General features: G+C 69.9%; 22 protein-coding genes and 2 tRNA genes. 5 read left to right on the forward strand and 19 right to left on the reverse strand.

Translation table 11 applies throughout. The features are described 5' to 3' along the window. Positions 1–181: 181 nt before the first annotated feature. The 3 genes from OHT57_RS18005 to leuS all read right to left on the reverse strand — a co-directional run bounded on the left by OHT57_RS18005 (position 182) and on the right by leuS (position 4830). Positions 182–1027: a DegV family protein gene (locus OHT57_RS18005; protein WP_328747445.1), complete on the reverse strand. Its 846-nt coding sequence runs from the start codon at positions 1025–1027 to the stop codon at positions 182–184. 72 nt (positions 1028–1099) lie between these two features. Continuing rightward, positions 1100–1834 carry a hypothetical protein gene (locus tag OHT57_RS18010; protein ID WP_328747446.1) on the reverse strand — a complete coding sequence of 245 codons (735 nt, stop codon included), beginning with the start codon at positions 1832–1834 and terminating at the stop codon, positions 1100–1102. A 116-nt stretch (positions 1835–1950) separates the two neighbouring features. Continuing rightward, entirely contained in the window at positions 1951–4830 is a 2880-nt protein-coding gene (leuS, locus tag OHT57_RS18015) for a leucine--tRNA ligase (RefSeq protein ID WP_328747447.1), read from the reverse strand. Between the two features lie 445 nt (positions 4831–5275). Between leuS and OHT57_RS18020 the strand changes: the two genes are divergently transcribed. Together OHT57_RS18020 and OHT57_RS18025 are read left to right on the forward strand one after the other, a co-directional pair. After that, positions 5276–6607 (forward strand): cytochrome b/b6 domain-containing protein, encoded by a 1332-nt coding sequence (locus OHT57_RS18020; RefSeq protein WP_328747449.1) that lies wholly within the window; start codon positions 5276–5278, stop codon positions 6605–6607. Beyond that, the gene (locus tag OHT57_RS18025; RefSeq protein WP_328747450.1) at positions 6604–8217 is read left to right on the forward strand and encodes an NADH-ubiquinone oxidoreductase-F iron-sulfur binding region domain-containing protein; all 1614 of its coding nucleotides are present in this window, start codon (positions 6604–6606) and stop codon (positions 8215–8217) included. Before OHT57_RS18020 ends, OHT57_RS18025 begins: the two co-directional genes overlap by 4 nt. Before the next feature lie 147 nt (positions 8218–8364). Here the strand turns inward: OHT57_RS18025 and OHT57_RS18030 are convergent. The 4 genes from OHT57_RS18030 to OHT57_RS18045 all read right to left on the reverse strand — a co-directional run bounded on the left by OHT57_RS18030 (position 8365) and on the right by OHT57_RS18045 (position 10518). Then, positions 8365–8437: transfer RNA gene (locus OHT57_RS18030), tRNA-Ala, on the reverse strand. Between the two features lie 128 nt (positions 8438–8565). Beyond that, a complete protein-coding gene (locus tag OHT57_RS18035; RefSeq protein ID WP_003976229.1) occupies positions 8566–8799 on the reverse strand; it encodes a hypothetical protein in 234 nt (77 codons plus the stop codon). Positions 8800–8802: 3 nt separating this feature from the next. After that, a complete protein-coding gene (locus OHT57_RS18040; RefSeq protein WP_328747451.1) occupies positions 8803–8976 on the reverse strand; it encodes a hypothetical protein in 174 nt (57 codons plus the stop codon). 69 nt (positions 8977–9045) lie between these two features. Then, positions 9046–10518 (reverse strand): MFS transporter, encoded by a 1473-nt coding sequence (locus OHT57_RS18045; RefSeq protein WP_328747453.1) that lies wholly within the window; start codon positions 10516–10518, stop codon positions 9046–9048. Positions 10519–10638: 120 nt separating this feature from the next. Between OHT57_RS18045 and OHT57_RS18050 the strand changes: the two genes are divergently transcribed. After that, positions 10639–11502 carry a helix-turn-helix transcriptional regulator gene (locus OHT57_RS18050; protein ID WP_328747454.1) on the forward strand — a complete coding sequence of 288 codons (864 nt, stop codon included), beginning with the start codon at positions 10639–10641 and terminating at the stop codon, positions 11500–11502. Positions 11503–11556: 54 nt separating this feature from the next. On the opposite strand, the gene OHT57_RS18055 is transcribed toward OHT57_RS18050, so the two are convergent. From OHT57_RS18055 to OHT57_RS18085, 7 genes are all read right to left on the reverse strand, one after another. Beyond that, positions 11557–11629: transfer RNA gene (locus OHT57_RS18055), tRNA-Ala, on the reverse strand. A 105-nt stretch (positions 11630–11734) separates the two neighbouring features. Then, the gene (locus tag OHT57_RS18060) at positions 11735–12394 is read right to left on the reverse strand and encodes a histidine phosphatase family protein (protein WP_328747455.1); all 660 of its coding nucleotides are present in this window, start codon (positions 12392–12394) and stop codon (positions 11735–11737) included. Next, positions 12391–12834 (reverse strand): ribosome silencing factor, encoded by a 444-nt coding sequence (rsfS, locus tag OHT57_RS18065; RefSeq protein ID WP_328747456.1) that lies wholly within the window; start codon positions 12832–12834, stop codon positions 12391–12393. The genes OHT57_RS18060 and rsfS overlap by 4 nt, the downstream gene beginning before the upstream one ends. 114 nt (positions 12835–12948) lie before the next feature. Then, positions 12949–14751 (reverse strand): LCP family protein, encoded by a 1803-nt coding sequence (locus tag OHT57_RS18070; RefSeq protein WP_328747457.1) that lies wholly within the window; start codon positions 14749–14751, stop codon positions 12949–12951. Positions 14752–14767: 16 nt separating this feature from the next. Beyond that, positions 14768–15406 (reverse strand): nicotinate-nucleotide adenylyltransferase, encoded by a 639-nt coding sequence (nadD, locus tag OHT57_RS18075; protein WP_328747458.1) that lies wholly within the window; start codon positions 15404–15406, stop codon positions 14768–14770. A gap of 79 nt (positions 15407–15485) precedes the next feature. Next, entirely contained in the window at positions 15486–15650 is a 165-nt protein-coding gene (locus OHT57_RS18080) for a hypothetical protein (protein WP_328747459.1), read from the reverse strand. Between the two features lie 134 nt (positions 15651–15784). Next, a complete protein-coding gene (locus OHT57_RS18085) occupies positions 15785–15943 on the reverse strand; it encodes a hypothetical protein (RefSeq protein WP_328747460.1) in 159 nt (52 codons plus the stop codon). Positions 15944–16089: 146 nt separating this feature from the next. Here OHT57_RS18085 and OHT57_RS18090 point away from each other — a divergent pair, with 146 nt between their 5' ends. After that, positions 16090–17226: a M48 family metallopeptidase gene (locus OHT57_RS18090; protein ID WP_328747461.1), complete on the forward strand. Its 1137-nt coding sequence runs from the start codon at positions 16090–16092 to the stop codon at positions 17224–17226. Between the two features lie 285 nt (positions 17227–17511). Here OHT57_RS18090 and OHT57_RS18095 read toward each other — a convergent pair whose 3' ends face one another. The 5 genes from OHT57_RS18095 to proB all read right to left on the reverse strand — a co-directional run bounded on the left by OHT57_RS18095 (position 17512) and on the right by proB (position 22565). Continuing rightward, positions 17512–18579 carry an SCO2583 family membrane protein gene (locus OHT57_RS18095; RefSeq protein WP_328747462.1) on the reverse strand — a complete coding sequence of 356 codons (1068 nt, stop codon included), beginning with the start codon at positions 18577–18579 and terminating at the stop codon, positions 17512–17514. 112 nt (positions 18580–18691) lie between these two features. Then, positions 18692–19258 carry an SCO2584 family spore wall biosynthesis protein gene (locus OHT57_RS18100; protein WP_443053462.1) on the reverse strand — a complete coding sequence of 189 codons (567 nt, stop codon included), beginning with the start codon at positions 19256–19258 and terminating at the stop codon, positions 18692–18694. 95 nt (positions 19259–19353) lie between these two features. Next, positions 19354–20640 carry a glutamate-5-semialdehyde dehydrogenase gene (locus tag OHT57_RS18105; RefSeq protein ID WP_328747464.1) on the reverse strand — a complete coding sequence of 429 codons (1287 nt, stop codon included), beginning with the start codon at positions 20638–20640 and terminating at the stop codon, positions 19354–19356. 100 nt (positions 20641–20740) lie between these two features. Continuing rightward, on the reverse strand, positions 20741–21229 hold the full coding sequence (locus OHT57_RS18110; RefSeq protein WP_328753231.1) for a hypothetical protein: 489 nt from the start codon (positions 21227–21229) through the stop codon (positions 20741–20743). A gap of 229 nt (positions 21230–21458) precedes the next feature. Further along, on the reverse strand, positions 21459–22565 hold the full coding sequence (gene proB, locus OHT57_RS18115; RefSeq protein ID WP_328753232.1) for a glutamate 5-kinase: 1107 nt from the start codon (positions 22563–22565) through the stop codon (positions 21459–21461). A 312-nt stretch (positions 22566–22877) separates the two neighbouring features. Between proB and OHT57_RS18120 the strand changes: the two genes are divergently transcribed. Continuing rightward, positions 22878–24803 (forward strand): hypothetical protein, encoded by a 1926-nt coding sequence (locus tag OHT57_RS18120; protein ID WP_328747465.1) that lies wholly within the window; start codon positions 22878–22880, stop codon positions 24801–24803. Positions 24804–24923 lie beyond the last annotated feature (120 nt).

Raw genomic sequence — 24923 nt, forward strand, 5'->3', positions numbered from 1 at the left:
AGGGCCGCGTCCCGGCCCGCTGGTCGCCGTCGTTGTACGTGATCGAAGTGCCATGCGCCGAGGATCGGGCACATCGCCGAACTCGCGATGATCTTGGTCAATTCCCGGGGATTACCCACCGGTTGTGGAAAACTCCACCACTCGCACGGGTGACTCACACACTCCGTGCCGCCTCACTCCGTCACCGGGGTGAGACCACGACCCCCAGCAGCCCGGGTCCCGTGTGCGCCCCGATCACCGCCCCGACCTCGCTCACATGCAGGTCGGCGAGTCCCGTCACCCGCGCTCTCAGACGGTCCGCGAGCGCCGCCGCCCGGTCAGGGGCCGCCAGATGATGCACCGCGATGTCGACCGGCGCACTGCCCGCCCGGTCGGCCGCGATCTCCTCCAGACGGGCGATGGCCCTCGACGCCGTCCGGACCTTCTCCAGTGGCTCGATACGACCGCCGTCAAGCTTCAGCAGGGGTTTCACAGCGAGAGCGGAACCGAGAAGGGCCTGCGCGGCCCCGATCCGGCCGCCGCGGCGCAGATAGTCGAGGGTGTCGACGTAGAAGTAGGCGGAGGTGCCCGCGGCCCGCTTCTCCGCTGCCGTGACCGCCTCGTCGACCGTGCCGCCCGACTCCGCGGCCTCGGCGGCGGCGAGCGCGCAGAATCCGAGGGCCATCGCGATCATGCCGGTGTCGACCACGCGCACCGGGATCGGCGCCTCGCGCGCGGCCATGACCGCTGCGTCGTAGGTGCCGGAGAGCTCGGCGGACAGGTGCAGTGACACGATGGCCGTGGCGCCGGACTCGGCGACCTTGCGGTAATGCTCCGCGAAGAGCTGGGGGCTGGGTCGCGAGGTGGTGACGGGGCGCCGCTTCTGGAGCGCCTGGGCCAGTGAACGGGCCGTGATCTCGGTGCCCTCTTCCAGCGCGCGGTCGCCGAGGACCACGGTCAGGGGAACCGCTGTGATGCCGTGCCGCTCCATCGTCCCCTGCGGCAGGTAGGCCGTTGAATCCGTGACGATCGCGACATGGCGGGACATGAGCTGGAGGTTACCTGCCGTAGCGTCCGGGCGGCAGTCCGGCCCCTGTCACCCTGGGCCGCCGCGTCTGGATCAAGTCGTGCTCTCGGGACGGGGTTTCTTCTGCCAGGGGTAGGCCGGGCGCGGGCCCGGTGGGGTGATCGCGGACCGTGTCGGTTCCTCGGCGGCGCGGGAGCGGGGCGTCTGCGGCCAGGTCTGCTGCTCGGCGCTGCCGTCGGCGACGGGGGTCTCCGGCCACGGGGGCGGCGTCGCGGTGGGCTCGGTCTTCGTCCAGTGCCGCAGGGCGCCGGACTCGACGTCGATCTGCGCGCTCAGCATGTCCAGGTCGCCGTCGGCGAACCGGCGGGCCCGGTCGCGTGCCGCCCAGCGCAGGGAGTCCGCCGACCCAGTGATCCGCTCCGTACGTTCCCGCAGGCCCGGCAGGCGTCCGGCGAGCGTCGCGCGGTCGGGCTCGGACTCCAGACGCTTGAGTTCACCGTCCAGTTCGTGGCCGTGGGCGCTGAGCCGCTGGAAGAGGCCGAGGGACTCTTTGAGGGACTCGTCCTCGGCCGCGCCCGCATCCAGCGCTTCCTGTGTGGCCCGCATCGAGGTGCGCAGCTTCAGCCGCAGCTGGGCCAGTTCGCCCGCCGGGCCGAGCTGGGCGAAGGACTTGGCGCGCAGGGTGTGGTCCTCGACCGTGCGCCGCGCCTGGGTGATGGTGCGGTCCACACCGCGCTTGGCGGCGCCGACCACCTTCACCGTCGCGTACGCGCCGAGCGCCACGAAGAGCACGAAAAGCAGGGCCACGATTGCGATCACTGCTTCCACGAAACTCCTCCTCCGCCCCGACGCGGCACTCGCCGCTCTTCAAAGGTAAACGCGACGGGCAGGCCCGGAGTTCCACAAGAACCCCGAACCTGCCCGCACGCGCCCCCTAGGGGGCGTTACGCCGGAACGATGTTCACCAGCTTCGGCGCCCGCACGATCACCTTGCGGATGTCTGCCCCGTCCAGCGCCGCCACGACCTTCTCGTCGGCCAGCGCGACCTTCTCCAGCTCGTCGTCGGAGATGGCCGGGGAGACCTCCAGGCGGGCCTTGACCTTGCCCTTGACCTGGACCACGCAGGTCACGGTCTCGTCGACGACGTACTGCGGGTCGGCGACCGGGAAGTCCTGGTGGACGACCGAGTCGGTGTGGCCCAGCTTGCGCCACAGTTCCTCGGCGATGTGCGGGGCCAGCGGCGCGATCAGCAGCACCAGCGACTCGGCGACCGGGCGCGGAATCGCGGCGCCGGCCTTGGTCAGGTGGTTGTTCAGCTCGGTGACCTTGGCGATGGCGGTGTTGAAGCGCAGGCCCTCCAGGTCCTGGCGCACCCCGTCGATCGCCTTGTGCAGGGCACGCAGCGTGGTCTCGTCGGGCTCGGCGTCGGTGACGGTCACCTCGCCCGTGGCCTCGTCGACGACGTTGCGCCACAGCCGCTGCAGCAGCCGGTACTGGCCCACCACCGCGCGCGTGTCCCACGGCCGCGAGACGTCCAGGGGGCCCATCGCCATCTCGTACAGGCGCAGGGTGTCGGCGCCGTACTCCTCGCAGATCGCCTCGGGGGTGACGGCGTTCTTCAGGGACTTGCCCATCTTGCCCAGCTCGCGCTTGACCGGCTCGCCCGCGTGAAAGAACTGCCCGTCGCGCTCCTCGATCTCGGCGGCAGCCACCGGGAAGCCACGGCTGTCGCGGTAGACGAAGGCCTGGATCATGCCCTGGTTGTACAGCTTGTGGAACGGCTCGGGCGAGGAGATGTGCCCCAGGTCGAACAGCACCTTCGACCAGAAGCGCGCGTACAGCAGGTGCAGCACGGCGTGCTCGGCGCCGCCGACGTACAGGTCGACACCGCCGTGCGGCTGCCCCGCGCGCGGGCCCATCCAGTACTGCTCGATCTCCGGGTCGACCAGCTGCTCGCTGTTGTGCGGGTCCAGGTAGCGCAGCTCGTACCAGCAGGAACCGGCCCAGTTGGGCATGGTGTTGGTCTCACGGCGGTACCGGCGGGGACCGCGTCCGTCACCCAGGTCCAGGGTGACGTCGACCCAGTCCTCGTTGCGGGACAGCGGGGTCTCCGGGGAGGTGTCCGCGTCGTCCGGGTCGAAGGTGCGGGGCGAGTAGTCCTCGACCTCGGGCAGCTCCAGCGGCAGCATCGACTCGGGCAGCGAGTGGGCGACGCCGTCCTCGTCGTAGACGATCGGGAAGGGCTCGCCCCAGTAGCGCTGGCGGCTGAACAGCCAGTCGCGCAGGCGGAAGTTGACGGTGCCCTCGCCGATGCCCTTGCGGGCCAGCCACTCGGTGATGTGCGCCTTGGCGTCGGCGACGCCCAGGCCGTCCAGCGAGATGTCCTCGCCGTGCGAGTTCACGATCTTCGCGTCGTACGAGGCGAAGGCGTCGTCCCACGTCGAGGCGTCCGTGCCCCGGTCGTCGCTCGGCTCGACCACACAGCGGACCGGCAGCTCGAAGGCACGCGCGAAGGCGAAGTCACGCGTGTCGTGGGCTGGTACGGCCATGATCGCGCCGGTGCCGTAGCCCATCAGCACGTAGTCGGCGATGAAGACGGGGATCTGCTCGCCGTTGACCGGGTTGGTCGCGAACGCGCCGGTGAAGACGCCGGTCTTGTCCTTGGCCTCGGCCTGGCGCTCGACGTCCGACTTGGAGGCGGCCTGCGCGCGGTAGGCGGCGACGGCCTCGGCCGGGGTGGCGTGACCGCCGGCCCACACGTCGTGCGTGCCCTCGGGCCAGGCGGCCGGGGTGAACTTGTCGACCAGCGGGTGCTCGGGGGCCAGCACCATGTAGGTCGCGCCGAACAGGGTGTCCTGGCGCGTGGTGAAGACCGTGATCGCCTCCCCGTCGACGGGGAAGTCGACGCGGGCGCCCTCGGAGCGGCCGATCCAGTTACGCTGCTGCAGCTTGATGGCCTCGGGCCAGTCCAGCTCGTTCAGGTCGTCCAGCAGGCGGTCGGCGTACGCGGTGATCCGCATGTTCCACTGGCGCAGCTTGGCCTTGAACACGGGGAAGTTGCCGCGCTCGCTGCGGCCGTCGGAGGTGACCTCCTCGTTGGCCAGCACGGTGCCCAGGCCGGGACACCAGTTGACCGGTGAGTCGGAGGCGTACGCCAGGCGGAACCCGCTCAGGACGTCGGCCTGCTCGATGGCGCTCAGTTCCTGCCACGCGCGCGTGTGGCCCGGTACGGCGCGCTCACCGGACTCGAACCGGGCGACCAGCTCGGAGATCGGGCGGGCCTTGTTCGCCTCGTCGTCGTACCAGGAGTTGAAGATCTGCAGGAAGATCCACTGGGTCCACTTGTAGTACTCCGGGTCGATCGTGGCGAACGACCGGCGCTTGTCGTGGCCCAGGCCCAGCCGGCGCAGCTGGGACTTCATGTTGGTGATGGCGGCCTCGGTGGTGACCCGCGGGTGCTCGCCGGTCTGTACGGCGTGCTGCTCGGCGGGCAGGCCGAAGGCGTCGAAGCCCAGGGTGTGCAGAACGTTGTGGCCGGTCATCCGGTGGAAGCGGGCGGAGACGTCGGTGGCGATGTAGCCCAGCGGGTGGCCGACGTGCAGTCCCGCGCCCGAGGGATACGGGAACATGTCCATGATGAACTTCTTGGGCTTGGCGACCAGCTCGGGGTCGCCCGCCAGGTCACCCTTGGGGTTGGGCGCCGCATAGGTGCCGTCGGCGTCCCAGACGTCCTGCCAGCGTGCCTCGATCTCGGCCGCGACGGCGGCCGTGTAGCGGTGCGGCGCGGCCACCTCGGCGGGGGCAGCGGGGTTCGTCTCGCTCATGGTCCTCAAAGCTCCATCGATCGTCTCTGCCAGCGGCTGTGTCGTCCGGAAACGAAAAATCCCCTCGCACAGGAGGGGACGCCGCGCCGATTCCGACCACGTCTTCACCGGTGGTCGGGACTGATCAGCGCGGCTCACTAAGCAGAAGGCGTACGGCACGCATGGCGTCAGAGTACCGCAGCCGTTGAGCAAGCCGCGACGAACTTACGTATGCCTCTGTGGCACCGGGTGCCGCACTCGCCGCCGCAGTCGAGAGCACCGTCCCACCCGACAGGAACTGAACAAAGATCAAAAGTTACTTCGCGTAACAGCTACTAAGGGGCATCGCAGCAGCCCCATAGTCGTTTGATAACAACGCAATAACTCAAACGTCGTACCCGCCGGTATGGCGCCACTTAGAGTGCGGCAGCGGGACCGCCTTCCCGAACCGCTCGGAGTTGCCCCCATGAACGCTCGCAGTAGTTACAGCACGCCCCCCAAGGCCGGCCGGTCGACCTACGGGGTGGCGACGGCCGTCTTTCTGCTGGCCATCCCCCTGGTCGTGATCTACGGAGGTGTCTGGCTGCAGGACTTCCTCAACTTCGGGGCGGGCGTGCTGACGCTGGTCCTCCTCACCTGCTCCGTGATCTGGGGCCTCGTCGCACAGGACCGGTTGATCCTCAACACCCGGCAGCGAATCGTCACGCAGGGTATCCACCGGATCACCGCCGTGGGCTCGATCGCGTTCCTCATGCTGCACATCGGAATCAAGCTCAGCCTCGATCACACGACGTGGATCGCGGCGTTCATCCCGTTCGGGCTCGGCTTCTCCAGCAGTGGAGGGCTCATCGGCCTCGGCACCCTGGCCGGCCAGCTCATGATCTTCGTCGGCATCACCGGCGCACTGCGCAACCGGTTCGCCTCCCCCGCACCGGTCGCGGCGCGATGGCGGGCGATGCACATGCTGGCCTACCCGGCCTGGTGCGCCGCACTGGTCCACGGCCTGTACGCGGGGCGCACGGTGAAGGCCCCGATCTTCACGTACATGTACGTGGCCTGCCTGCTCGGTGTCATCGCTGCCCTCGCCCTGCGCGCGGCACCACGCCCGTTCAAGCGCAAGGTCACCGACCGGATCGCCATGCTCCTCGGCGCCGAGGAGCGGCCGGGCCGTGAGGAGCTGGAGGCCAGCCGCGCCAGGAGGGCCGCGGAGACCGCCGCGCCGGGCCGTGAGGGACGTCGTTCGGCCGAGTCCGGCGCCCGGCGGTCCGAGTCCTCCCTGCCCGGCTACGAGGGCCTGACACAGCAGACCGGCGCCACGCCCGTCTACGAAGCCCCCGAACCCGCGGCGAACGGATTCGCGGCCGCCTACCGCGCCGTGACACCCAACACGGGCGCGCAGCAGCCCTACGAGACCGGCCAGACCGCACGCATGGACATGCCGATGGACATGCAGGCGGCCACGGAGTTCATTCCCCGCATGGACGGCGGCGGCAGCACGTCCGGCAGCTGGCCGATCCCGTCCCCGCCGCCGGTCGGCGAAGCACCCCCCTCCGCCTACGACCCGCTCCAGGACACGGGCTACAACATCCCGACTTATAACAGCAATTCGGGCACGGCCAGCTATCTCTCGGGTGACGTGCGCGACACCGGTGAGTCAAACAACCTTTACGGCACGTACAACTCGAATGACACGTACAACAGCGGTCCCGCCACAGATCCAGCGCCCGGTCAGTCGTACGACTTCGACTCGCCGGGATCGGGCGAACCTTGGAACACGCCTTCCGGAGGCTATAGGTGAACGAGGCCCTGCCCGACGTACCAGAAGTCCGCGTGGTCGGACTTCCCCAACTCACGTCGGGCTTCGACCTTGTCGAACGTCTTGACCTGCCCATGCACCTGAAGGTGCATGGGCCACTCGAACCCATGGGCGGAGAGCAGCTCGCGAAGCTGTCCGAAGCCATCAACCTCAAGGGGCGCGGCGGTGCCGGCTTCCCCTTCCACAAGAAGCTGCGCTCGGTCGCCGAGGCGGCGATCAAGCGCGGCGTCCGGCCGGTCGTCGTCGTCAACGGCAGCGAGGACGAACCGGCCTGCCGCAAGGACACGGTGCTCATCAACCGTGCCCCGCACCTCATCCTGGACGGCGCCCTGCTGGCCGCCGAAGCGCTGGGTGCCCGCACGCTCGTGGTGGGGGTCACCAGGGAGTCCACACAGCGCTCCATGGAGGCTGCCCTCGCTGAGCGCGGCCTCAGCAACGGCCGCAGATCGGCTCTACGCGCACGCGTGCAGCGCAATCCCGTCCGTATGGTCACCGGAGCGGCAGCCTCGCTGATCCGTTCGATCGACGGCGGCCCGGCCATCCCGCCCGGCCGCAAGGTCAGCGCCTCACAGAACGGCGTAGGCGGCGCCCCCACTCTTCTGTCCAACGCCGAGACCTTCGCGCAGTTGGCGATCGCCGCGCGCATCGGCCCGGAGCGCTACGGCAACACCGGTCTGTACGACGAGCCGGGCACCGTCATGCTCACGGTCTCCGGAGCCGTCGCGCGGCCCATGGTGCTCGAGGTCCCCACCGGCGTACCGCTGCGCTACGTCCTCCAGCTGGCCGGCGCCCCGCCGGTTCCACAGGGCGTGCTGACGGGCGGTTACCACGGCAAGTGGATCGACGCGGCGACGGTCAACGAGGCGGTCGTCTCCCGCAACTCCCTGGACGCCGTGGGCGGCGCACTCGGCGCCGGCGCGATCCTGCCGATCACTCAGGAAACCTGCCCGCTGGGCGAGTCACTGCGCGTGGCGCAGTGGCTGGCCGAGGAGAGCGCGGGCCAGTGCGGCCCCTGCTATCTCGGTCTGCCGGCGGCCGCACGCGGCCTGGAGGACATCCTCAACGGCGGCGGACCGGCCGCTCTCGAAGCACTCAAGCAGGTCGCCAAGAACGTGAAACGGCGCGGTGCGTGCTCGCACCCGGACGGCTCCGCGATGTTCCTGGAGTCGACCATCAAGGCGTTCACGGACGACTTGGCCGCCCATGTCCTCGGCAACGGCTGCGGGCGGCCCGTGGAGGGCGTTCTGCCGCTCTTCGAGGGCGGCAAGATGCCCACGGGCATCGCGGGCGGCAGCGAGGCCGAGGAGACCGGTCCCAGCCGTCAGAAGATCTACGTCGACTGGACGCTGTGCCGGGGCCACGGACTGTGCGCCGACATCCTCCCCGAGGTCTTCGAACTCGGCGCCGACGGCTTCCCGACCGTCGCCCAGGCACAAGTACCGCGCTATGCCGAGGCCAAGGCTCTACGCGCGGTGCGTCGCTGCCCCGCCCTCGCCCTGCGCTTGGAGGAGGAGACGGCGCGCGACAAGACTCCCGCCCGCAACCTGCCGGTCCTCTCCCAGGGCCGCGGGCGTCGCGCACTGGGCCGCTGAGCCGACCACGCCGAGGGGGCCACCCGATTTCGGGTGGCCCCCTCGGCGTGGTGCGAAACAGTCCGGTGCGGAACAGTCCGTGCGGAACAACTGCCCCTGGAAAAACAGGAATCCCGCCGGATCGAGATGATCCGGCGGGATTTTTTGTGGAGCTAAGGAGATTCGAACTCCTGACCCCCTGCATGCCATGCAGGTGCTCTACCAACTGAGCTATAGCCCCGTGTCGCCAACCGCCGAGTTGCCCCGGCGGCGACGCCAACATTACACGGTCCCCCGGGTGGAACACCAAATCGTTTCCCCGAGGCCCCAAGGCCTTCGAGACCTTGCGGCCCGCCTCGGCGACGGGCCTCAAGCAGTGACGAACGAGTAGAACCGTTTGAGCGTGCAGTGTTCTTCGAGGAGGCGGCCGTAGATCGGCTCACCCTCCAGTTCGCGGTACGTCTCGATGGGGTCGCCTTTTATGATCAGCGCCCGCGCGCACTCCTCGCACCAGTACTGATAGTCGGGATTGACCGGCTCCATGTCGCGTACGATCGGCGTCCCGCTGCCGCACCAGTCGCACTTTCGCCTGTGTGCACCCATCGATCAGCTCCAGCTGTGGCCGCAGGCCGTGCACACGTAGGAAATTCCGCCGTTGTCACCGAGTACCTGGGCGACGTGCACGGAACCGCAAGAAGGGCAGATGAGGCGCACCGTCGTGTCCCTCGACGACGCCTCTTCGCAGAGGTGGCCGCCCTCCACGAGGATGCTCGCAGGCATCACTACTCCCTCCCGTCGGGCCGCGCCCCCTTCCGGCCGTTTGATTCTGCCACGGCCGGACCAATACGGTCAGCGACGCCTGAGTACCAGTCCGGACACGGCACCCACCACAGCGGTCCCGGCCAGCGCGAACATGCACGCCAAAAGCGCCTCCGCAGAGGTATACGCCCCAGAGGGCCCCAGTGACTCAAGTCGGTTCAAGAAGAGTGTTCCGAAACCCGCGACACCGATCAACTGGCCGAGCTGGGTGACCGTGGCGAGCAGTCCGCTGGCGTCCGCCGCGTGGACGGGCGGCACTGTGGCGAGGGCCCGGGTGAGTGTGGGACTGAACGCGAGCGCGAGCCCCACGCCCACTCCGGCGTACGCGGCGTACAGCGCCACGCCTCCCGTACCGCCGTCCTTCAGGGCCAGGCCCACGCCCAGTACGGCCAGCGCGGTGATCGCGAACCCGGCGGGCGTCAACAGACGCTGCCAGGAGGCCGGCCAGGTGCGCCAGGTGAGCCCGACCATGCCGAAGATCACAGCGGTGGGCGCGAAGGAGAGCCCGGCCCGCAGGGCGCTGAAGCCGAGGCCGCCCTGCACGTACAGGGTGAGAACGAAGAGGAAGCCGCCGTTGACGGCCATGACCGCCATGATCCGGAAGACGGCGAGGCCCATCCCGGGATGACGCAGCACGCCCGGTGCGATCAGCGGGGCGCCTCCTCGCCGGGCCAGCCGCGACTCGTAGACGCAGAAGACCGTGAAGAGGAGTGCGGCGGCGGACATGGACAGCCAGGACCACGACGGCCAGCCCTCCTCCTGACCGAGCACCAGCGGCACCGTGCACAGCGACACGGCCGCGCCCAGCAGCACCAGGCCGGGGAGGTCGAGACCGCGCGCCCGGTCCCTGGGCGTCGCACGGTCCCCGGGCAGCAGGAGCCGGCTGCCGACGGCCAGCAGGACGAGGCCCACCGGCACGTTCACGAGGAACACCGGCCGCCAGCTTGTGCCGAACAGGTCTGCGCTGACCAGGACTCCGCCGATGACCTGCCCTGCGGCGGCCCCGACCGCGAGGACCGCCGCGTACACGCCGAGCGCCTTCATCCGGGCCTCACCGGTGAAGTTGCGCTGGATCAGGCTGAGCACCTGCGGGATCATCACCGCCGAACCGACACCCTGCACCAGCCGGAAGACGATCAGTTCGGTGGAGCCCTGCGCGAGTCCGCAGGCGAGCGAGGCCGCCGTGAACAGGGCGAGCCCGATGAGGTGGACCCGGCCGTGACCGAACCGTTCGCCGAGCCGGGCGCCGGTGATCAGCAGCACCGAGTACGTGATGGCGTATCCGGCGACGACCAGTTGGAGTTCGGCGCCCGAGGCGTGCAGTTCCGTGCCGATGGTGGGTGCCGCGACATTCACGATGAACACGTCGAGCAGGGCCATGAACTGGGCGGCGAGGACGAGGACGAGCAGCGGCCGGGGCCGATTGTCAGTGGCGGGTGCTTCACTTTTGGCAGGTGAGGAAACGGGTGCGGAACCCGGTCCCGTCCGGGGTGTTGTCGTCATGGCATCGAGCCTGAGGTCACTTCGGTACGGGTGCCGAGAGCCCGCTGATACGGGTACTGCCAGCACCTGGCAGGCGACGGTCCCGGCACCGAGGATGGTCGTGTCGAGGGGAGCATGACGATGGGGGACAGGAAAGTGGCGACGACACAGCGACGGCGGCCCGAGCTGGCCTCGTTCCTGCGCGGCAGGCGTGCCCGGGTGACCCCGGCCGACGTGGGCATGCCGCCAGGCCTCAGGCGGCGCACCCCGGGGCTGCGCCGGGAGGAGGTCGCCCAGCTCTCCGGCGTCGGCGTGACCTGGTACACCTGGCTGGAGCAGGGACGGCCGATCAACGCGTCCGCCCAGGTCCTGGACGCCGTGGCCCGCACGCTACGGCTCGACGCGCCGGAGCGGGAGCATCTGTACCGCCTGGCACAGGTGCCGTTCGCCCACGACCCGCAGGGACTGAGGCGGTCGACCGGCCCGGAGGTGCAGGGCATCATCGACGCACTCGCCCCGCTCCCCGCGGTCGTCTACAGCTCGCGCTACGACATCCTGGCCACCAACCCGGGCTACCGCGACCTGTTCCTGATCCCGGAGATCGTCGACATCAGGGTGCCGAACGCGCTGTGGACGCTGTTCACGGTGTCCGAGGAAGCCTGTCCGGTGATGTACCGGGAGCGCGAACTGCCCGTCATGGTGGCGACCTTGCGGTCCTCGTACGGCAGACATGTGGGCGAGCCGGCCTGGGAGGGCTTCATAGGCGCGCTGGCGGCGGCCAGCCCGTACTTCGCCGAGCTGTGGGCGAGCGGAGAAGTGGTCCAGCCGGGGCCCCGGGTCAAGACGTTCCGTCACAACGCCGTCGGCGAGCTGCGGATGACGTCGCAGTCGCTGTCGATCGACGGGATGCCGGAGTGCCGGATCGTGGTCTACACACCGGAGGACGAGGAGACACGAGAGAAAGCCGCACGGCTGCGGGAACACACAGAAAATCCCGCCTCCTGAAGAAGACGGGATCCTCATAACCGATCTTTGACAACTCAACAGAGTGTCGATCTGTGGAGCTAAGGAGAATTGAACTCCTGACCTCCTGCATGCCATGCAGGCGCTCTACCAACTGAGCTATAGCCCCGCGTGTTCTTCCCGCTCGGCGGGGGCGAACAAGAAGAACTTTAGCCTGCGACCTGCCGGAAAGTGAAATCCGGGTCCGGGTCCTGGTGGACGCCGGTTCCGCCGCTCAGTCGTCGTCGCCGAGCACCGGCTCCGGCAGGGTGCCGGCGTTGTGCTCCAGAAGGCGCCAGCCGCGGGCGCCCTCGCCGAGGACGGACCAGCAGCAGTTGGAGAGGCCACCGAGGCTCTCCCAGTGGCGGGACTCCAGACCGAGCAGCCGTCCGATGGTGGTGCGGATCGTGCCGCCATGGCTGACCACGACGAGGGTGCCGTCGTCGGGGAGCTTCTCGGCGTACCGGAGAACGACGGGCGCGGCGCGGTCGGCGACCTCTGTCTCCAGTTCGCCACCGCCACGGCGCACCGGCTCGCCGCGCTTCCACGCGGCGTACTCCTCGCCGTGCCGGGCGATGATCTCCTCGTGCGTCAGCCCCTGCCAGACGCCCGCGTAGGTCTCGCGCAGGCCCTCGTCGTGGGTCACGTCCAGGCCGGTGAGCTCGGCGAGCTCGGCGGCCGTGTTCGCGGCCCGCTGGAGGTCGGAGGCGACGATCGCGTCAGGCTCGAGGGAGGCCAGCAGCCGGGCGGCGCGGCGGGCCTGACCGACGCCGATCTCGGTGAGCTCGACGTCGGTGGTGCCCTGGAAGCGGCGTTCCACGTTCCAGGAGGTCTGGCCGTGCCGCCACAGGATGACGCGGCGGCCCCGGCCTTTGCGGCCTGTGGGAGCGGTCACCGCGGCTCCCCGAACGCGTCGTCGTCCTCCTCGGTCCGGAGCGCGGCGTGCTCCGCGGCCTTGCCGCGGGTCGCCTTGGCGTCGGCCGGCAGCTCCAGCTGGGGGCAGTCCTTCCACAGCCGCTCCAGGGCGTAGAAGACCCGCTCCTCGCTGTGCTGGACGTGGACGACGATGTCGACGTAGTCGAGCAGGACCCAGCGGGCCTCGCGGTCGCCCTCGCGGCGCACCGGCTTGACGCCGAGCTCCTTCTGGAGCCGCTCCTCGATCTCGTCGACGATGGACTTGACCTGACGGTCGTTGGGTGCGGACGCCAGCAGGAAGGCGTCGGTGATCGAGAGGACGTCGCTGACGTCGTAGGCGATCACATCGTGGGCAAGCTTGTCGGCGGCCGCCTGCGCGGCGGTGCGGACGAGCTCGAGAGAACGGTCAGTGGCGGTCACTACAAGGCTTTCGGTCGGCGGTCGATTGACGTCAAGGGTCTCACGGACCTACGACGGCCCCCCACGTGATCGTGGAGATCACGCGGGGGGCCGTCGGCGGCCCGGGAGCCGGGCCTACGTCGAGGAGTCCGGCTTGTAGTCCTGGCCGAGGATCACGGATACGTTCGCGCTCGACGCGATCGTGCCCTTCTTGACGGTACTGGTGGACAGGCCGAGGGTCTTGGCGACCTCGGTGGCGTTCGCCTTGTCCGAGGCGTCGGCGTAGACGACCTGGGACGTGACGCGGGTGGCGGCGGGCGTTCCGCCGTCGACGAAGGTGAAGCCGCCGTTGAGGAGGATGACGCGGGCCTTCTCGGTGTTGTCCTTGGCGCCGGTGGCGTTCTGGACGGAGACGCTCACGGCCGCGTCCTTGTCGGGGCTCTTCGCCTTGCCGCCGAGGACGTCCTTGACCACGCTGGCACTGGCCTCGGCGCTCAGGGTGCCGTCCTGCTGGACGGGCAGCAGCGCGGTCTTGTAGTCGCCGCCCTTGGCGAGGTCGGCGAGCTTGGCGAGGAAAGCGCCGAGGTCGCTGTCGGTCAGAGGCGGGTCGAGGATCTGAGCCAGCGTCTGCACGGTGGTGGTCGCGGCCTTCGGGTCGGAGGACAGTTTGCGCAGCACGCTCTGCATGACCTGGCCGAAGCGCTCCAGCTGGGCGTTCTGGGCCTCGCCTGAGGCGCGGTAGGTGGCGTAGGCGACGGCCATCTTGCCGCTGAGGGTCTGGCTCTTCCCCTTGTTCACCAGGGGTGCCTCGCCCTTCTTCTTGGCGGCCGGGTCGGGCACGGCGGTGTCGGTGTCGACGTCGATGTTGCCGACGAGGTCGACCAGGTTCTGGAGATAGGGGGTGTCGAGCCGCCAGGTGCCCTGGATATCGGTGCCCAGGACGGTGTTGAGGGAGTCGAGGGTCCCGGAGGAGCCGTCGTCGTCGACCGACTTGGCGAGGGTGGTCGTCGAACCGTCGTCGGCCGTCAGGGTGAGGGCGTTGGGGATCAGGACCGTCGTGCCCTGCTTGGTGGTGGTGTTGTCGACGAGCAGCGCCGTGGAGGTGCCGCCCTTCGCGGTGTTGTGCAGATGGACGACGATCACGTCGCGGTTCTGGGCGCTCGCGGCGATCGTGGTTCCCCGCTTGGAGTCCGGCGTCGAGAGGCCGGGCAGCTTTCCGGCGTGCCAGAGGTAGCCGACGCCGCCCGCCGCGACCAGGGCGAGGACGACGACCAGGGCGACGAGCCGGCTGCGGGCGCGGCGCTTGGCCTCTTCTCGGCGCTCGGTGCGGTTCTCGGTGAAGTTGAGCCAGTCGATGACGTCCTCGGAGTCACCGTCGGGCTCCTCGATGAACGCGAACTGCGCGGTGTGGTACTGCCGTTCGTCGCCGTCGGCAGGTTCCGCACCGGGACCGTCCGCGCCGGGACGGTCCTCCTCGGCCACGGGACGGAAACCCTGGCCGGCCTGGGTGTCCCCGGCATACCCCTGGCCGGCCTGTGTGGTCGGCTGCGTGCCCTCGCCGCGGGTGCCCTGCTGCGGGATGTAGGTGGTCTGCTCGGCGACGCGGGGCTGCTGGCCGCTCGCTGCGGCCCGGCCGTAGGGGTCGTGGGCCGGCGCCGAACCGCCGCCCTGCTGGGCCCCGTTGGCGTACGGGTCATAGGGCGGCACGGGTGCCTGCTGCCCGGTGCCGTAGGGGTCGTACGTCGGGACGGGATTCTGGGTGCCCGTGGCGTACGGATCGTAGCCGTAGCCCTGCTGTGCGTAGGGGTCGTACTGCTGCTGGGGGGCCTGCTGTGGCGGTGCCTGCTGGTAGACCGGCCTGCCGTAGTCGTCGTAACCGACGAGTACGTACTGGTTCTCCTGGTCGTCGCCGTAGCCCGCGTCGTATCGGTCGTTCACCGGTGCCCCTCTCGGCTCACTCGTCGCGGTACAGCTCGCGCTTGTCGATGTAACGCACGACTCCGTCCGGCACCAGATACCAGACGGGGTCGCCCTTGGCGACTCTCACCCGGCAGTCGGTGGAGGAGATCGCCAGGGCGGGGACCTCGACGAGCGAGACGCCGCCCTCGGGCAGTCCGGGGTCGGCCAGGGTGTGCCCCGGCCGGGTGACTCCGATGAAGTGCGCGAGGGAGAACAGCTCTTCCACGTCCCGCCAGGTGAGGATCTGGCCGAGGGCGTCGGCGCCCGTGATGAAGAAGAGATCGGTTTCGGGGTTCAGGGCCTTCAGGTCGCGCAGCGTGTCCGTGGTGTAGGTCGCGCCGCCACGGTCGATGTCGATCCGGCTGACCGAGAACTGCGGGTTCTCCGCGGTCGCGATGACCGTCATCAGATAGCGGTCCTCGGCCGGCGAGACCGCGCGGTGGGTCTTCTGCCAGGGCTGGCCGGTCGGTACGAACACGACCTCGTCGAGGTGGAACTGCGCGGCGACCTCGCTGGCCGCCACGAGGTGCCCGTGGTGGATCGGGTCGAACGTTCCGCCCATGACACCGAGTCGGCGCTTGCCCGGGCTCGACGGGCCGTTGCCCTGGCCGGTAGGCATGTCCTGCTCTCCCATGCGTGCAGACCCTACCGGCCCGGCCTGAGGGCACCGTCCGACGGTGGCCCGGAGTGCCCTGCTTTGAGCACCCGGCGCCTCAGCGGTCGCGGTTGAAACGGGTGGTGATCCACAGCAGAAGCAGCAGCAGGATGAACGCGCCACCGCCGGTCACCAGCGGGCTGAGGCTCTCGTGGTTGCCGCCGTGCTCCTCGCCCTCGGCAGCGAGGGTGACCAACTGGGCAGCGGTGCTGTGGATGCTCATCTTCGGCAGGACCTATCCGGTGGCGGGATAAAGATGTCGGCCCATGGTAAGCGGGCACTGAGGCGAGGATCACGCCGACTCCACCGTTGGGGGTGGCAAGGCGTTCGGGGACTGCGGGGAACCTTCGCTCTCCCTCAGTCGTCCTTCCGCTTGTACCCCCGCAGCAGGAACCACGCGGTGAACGCACAACCCACAAACATCACGACCAGTACGACCCGGAGCAGATTTCCGGACCCTTGCTGCTCGGCGGCGCTCGCGGCCTCGGTGAGCCAGGCGGCCCGGGTGTGCTCCATGACGTGGACTCCTTCGCTGTACTGCCCGTCCACGCTATCTCCGCCTAGGCTGGGGTCTGCTTCGGGGGCGCAAAGGACCGCACAAGGGTCCGCAAAGGATCACAGAGGCCGAAGAGGCACAGCCAAAGACGCACATGGGGGAAGACATGTCCGACGACGGCCAACAGAACAACGGACACGAGAACGTGCCCAGCAGGCAGCGCAAACGATTCCCGGAAATCTCCTCGCGTGCGTACGAGCATCCCGCCGACCGCTCCGCCCTGGTGGCGCTGCGCAAGCTGAGCGGTTTCGACACGGTGTTCAAGGCACTCAGCGGTCTGCTCCCCGAGCGGAGCCTGCGGCTGCTGTTCCTGTCCGACTCGGTGCGCGTCTCCGACCAGCAGTTCGCGTATCTCAACGACATGCTGCGGGACGCGTGTTACATCCTGGATCTGGAGAAGGTCCCGCCGATGTACGTCAACCAGGACCCGCAGCCGAACGCGATGTGTATCGGCCTGGACGAACCGATCATCGTCGTCACCACGGGCCTGGTCGACCTGCTCGACGAGGAGGAGATGCGGGCGGTCGTCGGACACGAGGTGGGGCACGCCCTGTCCGGCCACTCGGTCTACCGGACCATCCTGCTGTTCCTGACCGGCCTCGCTCTCAAGGTGGCGTGGATCCCGCTGGGGAACATCGCGATCATGGCGATCGTGACCGCGCTGCGTGAGTGGTTCCGCAAGTCGGAGCTGTCGGCGGACCGGGCGGGCCTGCTGGTCGGCCAGGACCTGCGGGCCTCGATGCGCGGCCTGATGAAGCTCGCCGGCGGCCACCATCTGCACGAGATGAACGTGGACGCGTTCCTCAAGCAGGCCGAGGAGTACGAGGCCGGCGGTGACCTGCGCGACTCGGTCCTGAAGATCCTGAACATCCTGCCGCGCACCCACCCCTTCACCACCATCCGGGCGGCCGAGCTGAAGAAGTGGGCCGAGTCCCGCGACTACCAGCGGATCATGGACGGCCACTACCCGCGCCGTACCGAGGACAAGAACACCTCGGTCTCAGACTCCTTCCGGGAGTCGGCGGCCAGTTACGCGACGAACGTCAAGAGCTCCAAGGACCCTCTGATGAAGCTGGTCAGCGACATCGCGGGCGGAGCGGGTGACCTGGGCGGCCGGGTTCGTCGGGGCTTCGGCGGCTTCTCGAACTCCGCTCCGGGGCCGGACGCCCCACCGGCGGACACGCCTCGGAACGGGCAGGACCAGCCGCCGACGGACCCACCGCGAAACGACGAGGACGACTGACGCGTCCTGGGGGCGCGGGGCCGTACCGACGCGAGAGCGTATCGATGTGCGGCTCCGCCACGGGGCATGACCGGCCCCGGACCGCACCGTTCCCATCGCGACCCGGCGCCGGCCCTACCCATCGGCACGAGCGCATCGATGTGCGGCTCCGCCACGGGGCGTGACCGGCCCCGGGCCACCACCTGCCCGAACCCGCCGCCCCCACCCGTCACTGGTGCGCACCCGCCATCCGGCGCCACCCTCCACCCGCTCGTACCCGACGAACCGACCGGTGGCCCGGCCCGGTCACACCTTCGGCTGTGCGCTGGTGGCCAGGGATCCGCAGAGCGCCGTCGCACTGCCCGTCGCGAACGGATCCGTGCCGGCCGGTCCGCCCGCCTTCGCGCTCTGGCCGGCCAGCAGGGGGTGCAACCGGTTCGTGGAGTCCTCCGCGCACGACAGCGGCCCGGCCTGGACGTAGGAGACGACCAACTGGGCCGTGTGCATCCGCAGGTCGTCCCGGTCGAACCGGAAGTGCAGCTCGCGCCGGACGGTGAACAGCGAGACCTCGGCATCCGCGCCGACGGTCGATCGCAGCGCGTAGACGAAGGTGTGGTCCGCGGTGACCTCCAGTGTCGACGAGTCGGTCTCGGCGGCCTGGAGACTGCCCTGCACCCGGATCCTGTCGTCGGCCAGGTGTGCCTCGGCGGGGTCGAAGCGGACCAGCCACCCGGTCGGCGCGTGCCGCCCGTCCGCCGTCGGGTGGGCGAAACTCTGGTCGAACTGGTCGAGTTGGTCCGTGTCGAGGAGGACCCGCACTCCGCGGACCTGGTCACCGGCGAGGACGTCCGGGTCGAGCGAGGACCGCACGATGTAGTCCTTGGCCGTGGTCAGCGCGCTCACGACCTGGCTGTCGGAGAAGTGCTCGGTGCGGCGGGAGACCGGCAGCGGGATGCCCTCGGCGCCGATACGGAACTGCGCGGCGGGGCTGTGCGCGTACAGGTACTCGGCGTCGGGGTGGCCCGGGACGCTGCCCTCGGGGGCCAGCGGGATGACGGTCATCCGCAGCGGCTCGACGGGCTGCTGGACCGCGGAGGTCTGGTAGGGGTTCCGTACGCCCATGTAGATCGCGGTGCCGAAGGCGAGGGCGATCAGCAGGACCAGAATGAGCGCCTGCCGGGACAGTCCCCGGCGCAGCGGCGGGCGGCGGCGCACGGCGGGCGCGTGGTCGGCGATGCGCTCGTGCGCGGAGTACTCCTGGAGACGGGCAGCGCGGACGAACGACTCGTCGAAGACGACGGATCGGTACTCTTCCTCGCCACCTCCGGGGCCGCCCTCGGGTGTCCCCTCAGGCGGGTCTCCTGGCCCTCCCATATCTTCAGAGTAGGTCTCGGGGAGCTCAGGTAAACGCCCTGCTGTGCGACAAGTTCTGACAGGTTCTCACCAGGAACGTCAGAGGTCGGCCCAGGGAGTGCCCGGGACGTGCTCAGGGAGTCCGCGGAACCGCCGAGACGGCTGGCTGGGAGTAGTCGGCGGACGCCGAGGGGGTCACCGTGCTCGCCTGTTCCAGGCCGGTCGAGGCGGGCGGCGGAACCCGGTCGCGGCTGCCGGAGGAGGAGCCCCGGTAGACCGCGGTGAAGGCCAGCGCGACCATGCCGATGCCCATGACCAGGGCGAGCATCCAGGCGACGGGGCGGTGCCAGCGGACCTGTTTGCCGTACGTCCCCGGGGCGCCGTAGCGGCCTTCGAGGATCTCGGTGTCGTTCAGGTCGTCGAGCTCGGGATCATGGCCGAAAGCGCCGGGTCCGTAGCCGTCCTTGTACCGCTCGCCTCTGGGGCGGGCGCGGCGGGCCTCGGCCTCGGAGGCTTCCGCTCTGGCCTGGGCCGCGGCCAGGAGGCGCTCGACGGCGGTCGGCTCGTGCACCACGGCCGCCTGTACGAAGGCCTCGTCGAAGACCACGGAGGCGAACTCTTCGTCCGACACCCCGCGGTCGTGGTCGTCGTCGGGCTCCCAGCCGTCAGGGGACGGCGTGCCCCCCACGTCCTCCGGCACGGATCCAGAGTAGACCTGGGGGGTCATTTTGGGCAGACGGTATGGAAATTCATCCGCCCTGTGAGACGCAGCTCGTGCGTACCCGGCAGGCCGGCTCAGCGGCGGATGTGCCCGTCGCCGGTGACGATGTACTTCGTGCTGGTCAGCTCCGGCAGGCCCATCGGGCCGCGGGCGTGCAGCTTCTGGGTGGAGATGCCGATCTCCGCGCCGAAGCCGAACTGCCCGCCGTCGGTGAAGCGGGTGGAGGCGTTGACCGCGACGGTCGTGGAGTCGACCAGCTGGGTGAAGCGGCGGGCGGCCTGCTGGGAGGTGGTGACGATGGCCTCGGTGTGGCCGGAGGTCCACAGCCGGATGTGTTCGACGGCCTTGTCGAGCGAGTCGACGACGGCGGCGGCGATGTCGTAGGAGAGGTACTCGGTGTCCCAGTCCTCGAGCGTGGCCTCGACGACGGTCGCCTTGGTGTCCTTCGCGTACGCCAGCACCCGCGGGTCGGCGTGGACGGTCACCCCGGCCTCCGCGAGGGCGTCCAGGGCGCGGGGCAGGAACTCGGGGGCGATGTCCTGGTGGACGAGGAGGGTCTCGGCGGCGTTGCAGACGCTGGGGCGCTGGGCCTTGGAGTTGATCAGGATGTCGATCGCCATGTCGAGGTCGGCGTGGGCGTCGACGTAGACGTGGCAGTTGCCGGTACCGGTCTCGATGACGGGGACGATCGACTCGGTCACGACGGTCTGGATCAGCGAGGCGCCGCCGCGCGGGATCAGCACGTCGACCAGGCCGCGGGCGCGCATCAGCTCGCGCACGCTCTCGCGGTTCTCCCCGGGCACGAGCTGGATGGCGTCGGCGGGCAGCCCGGCCCCGCCCACGGCGTCGCGCAGGACCCGCACGAGGGCGGCGTTCGACTCGTACGCGGAGGCCGAGCCGCGCAGCAGGACGGCGTTGCCGGACTTCAGGCACAGGGCGGCGGCGTCGACCGTGACGTTCGGGCGGGCCTCGTAGATGATCCCGACGACACCGAGCGGGACGCGGACCTGGCGCAGGTCGATGCCGTTGGGCAGGGTCGAGCCGCGGACGACCTCGCCGACGGGGTCGGGCAGTGCCACGACGTCCCGGACGTCGGAGGCGATCGCGCGCACCCGCTCCGGGGTGAGGGTGAGCCGGTCGATGACGGTCTCACTGGTGCCGGCCTCGCGGGCCTTGGCGATGTCCTTGGCGTTGGCCTCGACGATCTCGCTCGTACGGACCTCCAGCGCGTCCGCGATGGCGAGCAGCGCGTCGTCCTTCTCGGCCCTCGGCAGCGGGGCGAGGTCGGCGGCGGCGGCCTTGGCCCGGTAGGCGGCCTGGGTGACCGGAGTCATGGAGTCGTACGGCGAGAGCGAGGTCATACCGGAAGGGTAGTGCGCCGCGCGGGGCCGTCCAGCAGATGTTTCACAGCGCGAGACGGGGTCGAAGGGGCACCGGTGGGCAGCCGCCGGAGGGCCGCCCTCAGAAGGGGTGGACTCCGACCGGCGACGCGGGCGGCGGACCGTAGCCTTCCGCGATCCGCTGGTGGTAGGTCTGGCGGTCGATGACCTCCAGGCCGACGATCTCCCACGGCGGCAGGCCCGCGGTCTGGCGGTGCTCGCCCCACAGGCGCAGGGCGACGGCGGCCGCGTCGTGCAGGTCGCGGGCCTCTTCCCAGTACCGGATCTCCGCGTGGTCGTTGGCGTAGCGGCTGGTCAGCAGGAAGGGGTGGTCGTGGGCGAGCTGTTCGAGGGCGCGCCGGAGCTCCTTGAGCGGAGCCTCCTCGCCGGAGACGCTGAGCGTGACGTGCCACAGCCGGGGCAGATCCGCGGGTTCCTCATGCTGGAAGCTGTCCCCGGCGGCGACGCTCGTCAGCGTCCGCTCCTCGCCGGCCGCCCGCGCGACGGCACCGCCGGACCTGCCGCGGGAAGCGGCCGCACCGTCGCGGGACGCGGCCGCCCCAGGGCGCACTCGTCTCACGACGGCCTCCTTTACGCACAGATCGACCCCACGGGTCTACGGAATGTGTCCCTGAGACAAAGTTGAGCAGGCCGCAAGAGCTCGTGGGGCGGTTTTGCGGAACGTCCACCTCAGGGCGACGCTCTTGGCAGGGCGTTCACCCCGTTTTCGGGCACCCGGGGCACGCGGGGCGCCTGTGGCGCCGGCAGCCGCCAGGCGGCCGGTGTCCGTCAGGTGGCTGTCAGGGGTGCAGGATCACGAGATCGTCCCGGTGGACGACCTCCCGCTCGTACGCGGGCCCCAGTTCCCGCGCCAGTTCCCGGGTGGAGCGGCCGATCAGCCGCGGGATCTCCTTGGCGTCGAAGTTCACGAGTCCGCGGGCCACCGCGTGCCCTGTGCCGTCCCGCAGTTCGACGGGGTCACCCGCGACGAACTCGCCCTCGACGGAGGCGATCCCGGCCGGCAGCAGGGACGTGCGGCGGTCGACGACCGCCTTCACCGCCCCGTCGTCCAGGGTCAGGGAGCCCTGCGGGGTGGACGCGTGCTGGAGCCACAGCAGCCGGTCCGCGGAGCGCTTGCGGGCGGGGTGGAAGTAGGTTCCGGTGTCGCCGCCGGACAGTGCGTCCGACGCGTGGATCGTGCTGGTCAGCACCACGGGGATGCCGGCGGCGGCCGCGATCCGGGCGGCCTCGACCTTGGTGACCATGCCGCCGGTGCCGACGCCCGCCTTGCCGGCGCTGCCGATCTCGACGCTCGCCAGGTCGGCCGGTCCCCGCACCTCCGCTATCCGCGAGGTGCCCGGCCTGCTCGGGTCGCCGTCGTAGACGCCGTCGATGTCGGAGAGCAGGACCAGCAGGTCGGCGTGGACGAGATGCGCGACCAGTGCCGCGAGCCGGTCGTTGTCGCCGAAACGGATCTCGTCGGTGGCGACGGTGTCGTTCTCGTTGACGATCGGGAGGGCGCCCATCGCGAGGAGCTTGTCGAGGGTGCGGGAGGCGTTGCGGTGGTGGGCGCGGCGGCTCATGTCGTCGCTGGTCAGCAGTACTTGGCCGACGCGGACGCCGTAGCGGGCGAAGGAGGCGGTGTAGCGGGCGACGAGGAGGCCCTGGCCGACGCTGGCGGCGGCCTGCTGGCGGGCGAGGTCACGGGGGCGGCGGCGCAGCCCGAGCGGGGCGAGTCCGGCGGCGATGGCACCGGAGGAGACGAGCACGACCTCGCGCTCGCCGCCGCTACGGCACTTCGCGAGGACGTCGACGAGGGCGTCGACCCGGTCGGCGTCGAGGCCGCCGGAGGCGGTGGTCAGCGAGGAGGAGCCCACCTTGACGACGATCCTGCGGGCCTCGCCCACGGCCTGCCTTGCCCCTGCCACCTTGTGTCCTGTCCCCTCGCGCCACTTCGGGTACCTCGCCCGCAATGTACGCGAAGGGGACGTGGTGACGCGCATCCGTCCAGTCCCCGGACCCGGTATCGGACGCCTTTCGGGGCCGAGCCGGTTCCTCTTCCGAGAAAAGCGGAAGTACACCCTCCCATTAATCGAAAGTGAATTCTTTCCGACATCCGGATGTACAACCATTCACCTTCCGCCCGTGTCGAACCGGCCATGAACATCCGTCGGCTGCGTGCCGTCCTTCGCGTTCCCGGGAAAAGCGAGCTTCTCCTGGTGATCCTTTTCGCTGCCGGTTTCGCGGCGCTCCCCGTTCTGGCACTGCTGCCGTCGTTGTGGGGCTTCACGGCGGCGTGGGCCGTGACCTATCTGGCGGACGAGGCACTGCACGCGAAGGCCCCGGGGTTCGTCCGCCGCCTGGCGGCACTACAGCTCAGCCGCACCATGCGGTTCGCCGTGCGCACGGTGATGCTGCTGGCCCTGGCCGACCGGATGGACGCGCCGGACGCGGTGCTGGTCACCGGGCTCGCCGCCCTCAGCGCCCATTTCCTGCTGGTGACGATGTATTCCGCGGTGCATCACGCAATCCGCAGGAGACGCGTGCTCCCGGTGATCGTGCGCAATCTCGACATGAGCGGGATCGAGGTCCCGGAACGGCCGCCCGCCTATCTCTACCGGCGATTCCTGCGCAAGCTGCTCCACCTCGATCTTCCGGCCCACGCGGGCCTTCTCACCGCGCTGGCAACCGGAACCTGGTATTCGGCCTACGTGGGGTACGCGCTGACGACGGTCGCCTCGCTGGCCGCCCTCACCGCACTGCTGGGACGGTTCCGCGCGGTCCGCCGGATGCCCGGCCGGGACGCGGTGATCGGCGAGGTCAACCGCCAACTCGCCGGGTACCGGCCCGAGGTGGCGCTGTACTTCAGCTTCGCGGCGGTCTCCCGCGACTTCATGTACCAGGTCAACATGTGGATCGAGACGCTGGAACAGCTCGACCGGCGCCCGGTGATCGTCCTGCGCGAGCGGGCCTCGTTCCGCTTCCTCGGCCGCACCCGGATACCCGTGGTCTGCGTGCCCAAGGCGGACGACCTGGCCGAGCTGGAGCTGTCCGGCGTCCGGGTCGTCCTCTATCCCGGCAACGCCGGCAAGAACGTCCACATGCTGCGCGTCGCCGAGGCCAAGCACGTCTTCATCGGCCACGGCGACAGCGACAAGCTCGCCAGCAGCAACCGCGTCAGCAAGGTGTACGACGAGATCTGGGTGGCCGGGAAGGCCGGCCGGGACCGCTACCAGCGGGTGCGGCACGCCATCAGCGACGAGGCCATCGTCGAGGTGGGCCGCCCGCAGCTGGCGCCGGTCCGGCTGCACACCGACCACGTCCCGGGCCCGGCGCCCGTCGTCCTGTACGCCCCCACCTGGGAGGGCTGGAGCGACGACGACTGCCACACCTCGCTGATCCCGATGGGCGTACCCCTGATCGAGGGGCTCCTCGCGGAGAACGTCCGGATCATCTACAAGCCGCACCCCCTCACCGGCAAGCGCTCCTCCGAGGCGGCCGTCGCGGACCGGGCCATCAGGGAGCTGCTGAGAGCCGGCGACGACAAGGCCGCGGAGAGCGCGAGACCCCGGCTCCAGGAGATACGGGCCCGCCTCGACGAGTTGTCCGGACGCCACGAGGGCGACGACGCCCAGCAGTTGAGGGACGCGCGGGTCCCCGACCGGGACGGCGCGGCCGAGTCGCAGGAGCTGCGGGACGAGTGGCACCGGATCTTCTGGGAGAGCCGGAGCACCGCTCGCCACCACGTGATCCTCGACCAGCTCCCCACCCTGTACGAGTGCTTCAACCAGGCGGACCTGCTCATCAGTGACGTCTCCTCGGTGGTCGCCGACTTCGTGGCGAGCCTCAAGCCGTACGTCCTGACCAACGCCGAGGACCTGCCCGACGAGGAGTTCCGGGCCGCCTACACGACCGCGGGCGGCGCGTATCTGCTCGACCGCGCCTGCGCCCGGCTGCCGGAGATCCTGCGTTCGGTCCGTGAACCCCGTCACGACCCGATGGCCCCGCAGCGCCGTGTTCTCAAGGAGTACGTCCTCGGCCCGGACCACCCCTCCTCCATGAAGCGCTTCAACGCCGCCGTCAACGAGCTGGCCGACCGCTCGGACGCGGAACGGGCCGAGGACCTCGCGACCCCGCTCGTGTGACCCCGCGCGCTGCCTGCCGCACGGCACCTCACCGTCACGGCAGGCAGACGACACGCGCGTGTCGTCCGAAGGTCGGCACGCGTTAACCAAGGCGTCCGTCTCGCGACGACCTTGGAGTGA

The organism is Streptomyces sp. NBC_00285, assembly GCF_036174265.1.
In the GTDB taxonomy this organism is placed as follows: domain Bacteria; phylum Actinomycetota; class Actinomycetes; order Streptomycetales; family Streptomycetaceae; genus Streptomyces.